Source organism: Vibrio sp. 10N.222.48.A3 (assembly GCF_041475345.1).
Lineage (GTDB): Bacteria > Pseudomonadota > Gammaproteobacteria > Enterobacterales > Vibrionaceae > Vibrio > Vibrio tasmaniensis_A.
Window position 1 is genome coordinate 1 of the sequence record NZ_JBFRVX010001075.1, and the last position, 1,081, is coordinate 1,081.

General features: G+C 35.5%; 1 protein-coding gene. It reads right to left on the reverse strand.

Features of this window, described 5'->3' with window-relative positions:
• Positions 1-107: 107 nt before the first annotated feature.
• On the reverse strand, positions 108-1,081 hold a 974-nt coding region (locus tag AB4653_RS23740), incomplete at its 5' end, for a putative phage abortive infection protein (RefSeq protein WP_372105476.1).

Consider the following 1,081-nt stretch of genomic DNA (forward strand, 5'->3'; position numbering starts at 1 on the left):
GGATGGGGTGTACTATAGGTGTACCAATGAGTTTTTTGAAATCACAGCCTATAGATAAGTTGTGCCTAGTATAAACGAAGTAGAGCAGTTAGCTAGCAAGATGAGATTTAGTCAACCTTATCTTTAGGATACTGCTTCTTTAATAGTTGAATGCGGCGCTGTAAGTTTTCAATCGTACTTACGTTGTTGCTGTCTAAAGTTGGCACTGTTTTTAGGTCGTTTAAAAGTAAGTTGTAAAGGGCCAACTGAGCTAAGTCGTCTTTTAATTGCTTCAAGTTATTACTGACGGAAGTGTTGTACATTGATTTATGAAATTCTCCAAATTCAATGTCTTTTTGAGTTACTTTTTCAGTTGGGTATAGCGTTATAGATCTATCGAATAAATTAAGGGCTTTTTTGTTGATGTCCAACATTTCCTGGCTTGGTATACCATTTTTTTCTAGATAACGCTTTAAGCCATCTAGCAATATCGGGTAATCGTTAAGGATGAAATCTGTTTTTTGGGTATGTGATTTCACATTTTTATCTATCTCATCTATTTTATAATTTAGTAGCTTTAAGTAGTCCTCTCCGACTGAATTTATAGAAGCTGTAATGTTACTACCATCACCAAAAGCTGATAGTTCATAAGATTTAGCTAGGGAGAACATATCTGTCAGTTTGTGCTTTTCTGTGACAGCGTTTTTTATGGTGGCTGTCTCGAAAAACAAATGCTCTAGAAATCTATATTTTTCTATAAAAAACTTATATTTAGGGAAGGTAAAGTTTTTTTTATTGTCACGCTGGGCACTATTTAACGCAACTATGTAAATGAGGTCGTTGGAAAGGAATGAACGGAAGATTCTAGAATACTTACGTTGATCGCTGGGGCAGCTTTCATCAATGAACATTAAGACTTGATAAACGACTCTAAGATACTGATGGATCTCATAACTTTCATTGATAGTTGTTCTTGATGACGCTTGGTCAATGAGCCAACTGATACCTAAAGCTCCCAACTTCTCTTTTATGATTGATTCCTTCCCTACTGTCTCACTAGAGATTTTCTCTGCAAGAGTATTATGCTGTTCCAGTAGTAGAT